This window comes from Streptomyces ipomoeae 91-03 (genome assembly GCF_000317595.1).
In the GTDB taxonomy this organism is placed as follows: domain Bacteria; phylum Actinomycetota; class Actinomycetes; order Streptomycetales; family Streptomycetaceae; genus Streptomyces; species Streptomyces ipomoeae.
On record NZ_AEJC01000604.1, the window covers coordinates 1 to 5284 of the forward strand.

Genomic DNA, 5284 nt, shown 5'->3' on the forward strand with positions numbered 1-5284 from the left:
GGCAACCGCGAGACCTCCTGTGAACACCGTCGCACCGCCCTGGGTCCGTCGCGACACGTGGACCGGCTTCGTGACACGAGGATCGGCTTGGGAGCAGACCTCGGCCCCGGTTGCACCGCGCGGCCTTGGGGGGATGGTGGAGTCATACGGCCGGGAGGGACAGCGCAGCGTGCGTGCCCATCACACCCTTTCGTTCGCGGTGGGTCAGCCGGTGTTGCGGAGGCCCGCTGCCACGCCGTTCACCGTGAGCAGCAGGGCTCGGGACAGGAGTGGGTCGGGGGTGTCGCCGGCCGCGGTCGCGTCGCGCTGGCGCTTGAGGAGGGCGACCTGGAGGTAGGAGATGGGGTCGAGGTAGGCGTCGCGGATGGAGAAGGTCTGCTGGAGGACGGGGTTGGCGTCGAGCAGCTTCTCCTCGCCGGTGATGCGCAGTACTTCGCGGACGGTCAGTTCGTGTTCGGCCTTGATGGTGTCGAACACGTGCTTGAGTTCAGCGGGGACGAGGGTGTCGACGTAGTGCTGGGCGATCCTGAGGTCGGTCTTGGCGAGGGTCATCTCGACGTTGGAGAGGAAGTTCCGGAAGAAGTGCCACTGTTCGTGCATTTCGTCCAGGACGGTGTCGAGGCCGGCCTCACGCAGTGCCTTGAGGCCTGAGCCCACGCCGAACCAGCCGGGCACGATCTGGCGTGACTGGGTCCAGCCGAAGACCCAGGGGATGGCGCGCAGGCCGTCGAGTCCGGCGCCGCTGTCGGGCCTCCTCGAAGGCCTGGATCCCAGGTGCAGGTCGGCCAGCTGGTCGACGGGTGTGGAGGCGAAGAAGTACGCGGGGAGGTCGGGGTCCTCGACGAGGCGGCGGTAGGCGGCGTGGGCGGCGTCGCTGACGACGTCCATGGCGGCGTCCCAGCGGGCGAGTGCTTCCACGGACTGGCGGGGGGCGGTGTGGAGGGCGGAGGCCTGGAGGGTCGCCGCGACGGTGAGTTCCAGGTTCTCCCTGGCCAGGGAGGGCACGAGGTACTTGTCGGAGATGACCTCGCCCTGTTCGGTGACCTTGATCTCGCCTTCGAGGGTGCCCCAGGGCTGGGCGAGGATCGCGTCGTGGGAGGGGCCGCCGCCGCGGCCGACGGTGCCGCCGCGGCCGTGGAAGAGCCGGAGCCGTACGCCGTAGCGGTGGGCGACGTCGCGCAGGCGGCGCTGGGCCCGGTGGATCTCCCACTGGCTGGTTGTGATGCCGCCGAACTTCGAGGAGTCGGAGTAGCCGAGCATGACTTCCTGGACGTCGCCGCGCAGGGCGACGAGTCGCCGGTAGGAGGGGTCGGCGAGCATGTCCTCCAGGATCGTGTCGGCGGCCTTGAGTTCGTCGGTGGTCTCCAGGAGGGGGACGATGCCGATCTTGGCCCAGCCGGCGTGCAGGTCGATGAGGCCGGCCTCGCGGGCGAGCACGGTGGCGGCGAAGACGTCGTCGGCGCCCTGGCACATGGAGATGATGTACGACTCGATGACCTCGGGGCCGAAGACGGCGAGGGCCTTCTTGACGGTCTCGAAGACGCCGAGGGTCTTGGCGCCGGCGGCGTCGAGGGGGGCGGGGGTGGGGGCGAGGGGCCGGCGGGACCTGAGTTCCTTGGCGAGGAGCTTGTGGCGGTACTCGCGGGGCATGTCCTCGTAGCGCCAGGATTCCTCGCCGAGGCGGTCGAAGAGCTGGCCGAGGGCGTGGTGGTGGGCGTCGGCGTGTTCGCGGACGTCCATGGTGGCGAGCTGGAGGCCGAAGGCGGCGAGCGTGCGGATCGTGCGGTTCATGCGGCCGTCGGCGAAGAGGCCGCCACGGTGTTCGCGCAGTGAGGTCTGGATGAGGGTGAGGTCGCGGAGGAGTTCGGCGGTGCCGAGGTAGTCGCGGCCGGGTTCGTGCGGGGTGCCCTTGGCGAGGCGCTGCTTGGTGTTCTCCAGCTTCTGCCGGATGCAGGTGGCCTTGAGGCGGTAGGGCTCCTCGGCGTTGAGGCGCTTGTAGCGGGGGCTGATCTCGGGGAGTGCTTCGAGGTCGGCGTGGAGCGAGGTCAGGAGTTCCTCGGTGGCTCCGGTGTAGCGGATGGAGTTGGAGAGGAAGCCGCGGAGTTCGTCGATGAGTTCGAGGGCGTCGTTGATGCCGTGTTCGTGCTGGAGGATGAGGACGTCCCAGGTCACCTGGGGGGTGACGTTGGGGTTGCCGTCGCGGTCGCCGCCGATCCAGGTGCCGAAGGTGAGGGGGCGGGTGTTGTCCGGGACGGTGACGCCGACGCGCTCCAGTTCGGCGGTGAGGTCTTCGAGGACGTCGCCGACGGCGCCCGCGTGGAGTTCGTCGAGGTAGTAGATGGCGTTGCGGGCTTCGTCCGCGGGCTCGGGTCGTACGACGCGGAGTTCGTCCGTCTGCCAGACGAGGTCGATGTTCTCGGCCAGTCGGGTGTCGTAGCGGCGGCGGTCGGATTCGATGACCGGGGTTTCGAGGAGCGCGGCGATGCGCCGGAGCTTGTTGAGTACCGACCGGCGTGCGGCCTCGGTGGGGTGGGCGGTGAAGACGGGGCGGACGTTGAGGTTCCGGACCGTTTCACGCAGGTGTTCGGGGTCGGCGTCCTTGAGGCGGTCGGCCGTGCGGGCGAGGAGGCCGCCCTCGGCGGCGCGGCGGGCGCGCAGTTCGCGGCCTCGGTGGACCTGTTCGGTGACGTTGGCCAGGTGGAAGTAGGTGGAGAAGGCGCGTACGAGCTTGGCGGCGGTCTCGAGTTCGGTGCCGCGCAGCAGCTCGGCGGCGGCCTCGCCGTCCTCGCGGGTCAGGTGGCGGACGCGCTCGACCAGCTCCAGGAGTTCGGGGCCTTCTTGGCGTACGAGGGTTTCGCCCAGCAGGTCGCCGAGGCGGCGGATGTCGGCGCGCAGCTCAGCGCTGGTCGTGGTGACCGTCTGGCCGTGGTCGTCGGCACTGCTCACAGGTGCGGCTCCTTGCAGTGTTGAAGCTCGTCTGGGAGGGAACCCGGTGGGGTACGGGTGGGGTGCCCGGTGGCTGGGCCGCTTGGTGGGCTCGGCATCCGGGCAGGATTCAGAGCGGACCGCGCTGTCCGACCGACTCCAAGGATAGGTGGCTCCTGGCACGCTCAGGCCGCTAGGGGCCGGTTCGGCGGCACGGAGTGCCATATCCCTGCGGGGGCGGCCGATTACCGGGTCGGGCGGTGTTCGCTCGATTTCGGCGGTCGGGGTTAGGCCGGGTGGGCTGCGGCAACTCGGTGTCATGAGGTGTCGCTGGGTTCACTTGCCCCATCGCCCCAGCGGCATGACTTTCCGCGGCCGGACACGGCTGCGGCACGTCCGGTGGCGGAGGTTGCGAAATATGTCCATTGTGTCCACCGGGGCACCGGGTCGTGCGGTGTCGCAGGGCACGAGGTCGTGCGCTGTTGCCGCTCGCCACCGCGCTGCCATACTTACGATGCCGTAGGTTACGGAACCGTAGGGACAGCCGACAGGTACACCGCGCAAGCTGTTGCCACAGGCACCTCCCCCCACCCCCTCTCTCTGCACCCTCGACCCCACAGGGGACGCCCCATGACCACAAGTTCCGATGTGATCGAAGACGCCCCGAAGGCGAACGACTCCCCGGTCACCGACACCGACTCCGCCGTCCCCTCGGCGACGCTGGGTGGCGAGCAGAAGCGTTCGGTCGAGCAGATCGCGCTGCTGTTGTTCATCCTCGTACCGTTCCTCGCGCTGCTGGCGGCGGTCCCGCTGGCCTGGGGCTGGGGTGTGAGTTGGCTGGACCTCGGCCTGCTGGTGTTCTTCTACTACCTGGGCTGCCACGGCATCACGATCGGCTTCCACCGTCACTTCACCCATGGCTCGTTCAAGGCCAGGCGCCCGCTGAAGATCGCGCTGGCGATCGCCGGTTCGATGGCCGTGGAGGGCCCGCTCGTCCGCTGGGTGGCCGACCATCGCAAGCATCACAAGTTCTCCGACGCCGAGGGCGACCCGCACTCCCCGTGGCGGTTCGGTGAGACGGTTCCCGCGCTGATGAAGGGCCTGTGGTGGGCGCACATCGGCTGGATGTTCGACGAGGAGCAGACCCCGCAGGACAAGTACGCGCCGGACCTGATCAAGGATCCGACGCTGCGGACGATCTCCCGCCAGTTCATCCTCTGGACGGGGCTCTCCCTCCTGCTGCCTCCCCTGATCGGCGGTCTGGTGACGATGTCCTGGTGGGGCGCGTTCACGGCGTTCTTCTGGGGCTCGCTGGTCCGGGTGGCGCTGCTGCACCACGTCACCTGGTCGATCAACTCGATCTGCCACGCGGTCGGCAAGCGCCCCTTCAGGTCCCGTGACCGTTCGGGCAACGTGTGGTGGCTGGCCGTGCTGTCGTGCGGCGAGTCGTGGCACAACCTCCACCACGCGGACCCGACCTCCGCGCGCCATGGCGTCGAACGCGGTCAGCTGGACTCCTCGGCCCGCATCATCCGCTGGTTCGAACAGCTCGGCTGGGCGTACGACGTGCGCTGGCCGTCACGCTCACGTATCGATTCCAGGCGTATCACGGGTGAGGACGCTCCCGGCACCGGAAGGCATCGACCGAGGCGGCATGATTGACGCCGTGGCGACCGACTCCAGCAGCACCCCGAGCAATGACAAGCCGCGGCGTGCGCGCCGCACCCGGATGACCGGCGCCGAGCGTCGCGCCCAGCTGCTGGAGATCGGTCGCACGCTCTTCGCGGCGAAGGGCTTCGAGGCGACCTCCGTGGAGGAGATCGCCGCGAAGGCCGGGGTCTCCAAGCCGGTGGTGTACGAGCACTTCGGCGGCAAGGAGGGCCTGTACGCGGTGGTCGTGGACCGCGAGATGCGCCGCCTGCTGGACATGGTGACCAGCTCCCTGACGGCCGGCCACCCTCGCGAACTCTGCGAACAGGCCGCCTTCGCCCTCCTCGACTACATCGAGGAGTACACGGACGGTTTCAGGATTCTCGTACGGGACTCACCCATCCCGCAGTCCACGGGCTCCTTCGCGTCCCTGATCTCCGACATCGCCACTCAGGTGGAGGACATCCTGGGCCGCGAGTTCAAGAGCCGGGGCTTCGACCCGAAGCTGGCCCCGCTGTACGCCCAGGCCCTGGTGGGCATGGTCGCCCTGACGGGCCAGTGGTGGCTGGACGTCCGCCGCCCGAAGAAGGCGGAGGTGGCGGCCCACCTGGTGAATCTGGCGTGGCACGGTCTGGACGGCCTTGAGCAGAAGCCGAGGCTGATCGGACACCGGAAGAGCTGAGGGGGCCCTTGGGGCTTCGGCTGCGGG

The 5284-nt window shown here is 69.1% G+C and carries 3 protein-coding genes; 2 read left to right on the plus strand and 1 reads right to left on the minus strand.

What is annotated here, in order from left to right; translation table 11 throughout:
* Window positions 1–204 precede the first annotated feature (204 nt).
* Window positions 205–2946, minus strand: a complete 2742-nt coding sequence (ppc, locus tag STRIP9103_RS38880; RefSeq protein WP_009336760.1) for a phosphoenolpyruvate carboxylase — start codon at window positions 2944–2946, stop codon at window positions 205–207.
* A gap of 609 nt (window positions 2947–3555) precedes the next feature.
* Between ppc and STRIP9103_RS38885 the strand changes: the two genes are divergently transcribed.
* Together STRIP9103_RS38885 and STRIP9103_RS38890 are read left to right on the plus strand one after the other, a co-directional pair.
* Window positions 3556–4587, plus strand: a complete 1032-nt coding sequence (locus STRIP9103_RS38885; RefSeq protein WP_009336758.1) for an acyl-CoA desaturase — start codon at window positions 3556–3558, stop codon at window positions 4585–4587.
* Complete coding sequence (locus tag STRIP9103_RS38890; protein ID WP_048821766.1) at window positions 4580–5257, plus strand: TetR/AcrR family transcriptional regulator; 678 nt, start codon at window positions 4580–4582, stop codon at window positions 5255–5257. Before STRIP9103_RS38885 ends, STRIP9103_RS38890 begins: the two co-directional genes overlap by 8 nt.
* Window positions 5258–5284 lie beyond the last annotated feature (27 nt).

Excerpts from the sequence above, each read along its gene's own strand:
- STRIP9103_RS38885 (WP_009336758.1), top strand. The coding sequence starts at position 3,556 with ATGACCACAAGTTCCGATGTGATCGAAGACGCCCCGAAGGCGAACGAC.
- STRIP9103_RS38890 (WP_048821766.1), top strand. The coding sequence starts at position 4,580 with ATGATTGACGCCGTGGCGACCGACTCCAGCAGCACCCCGAGCAATGAC.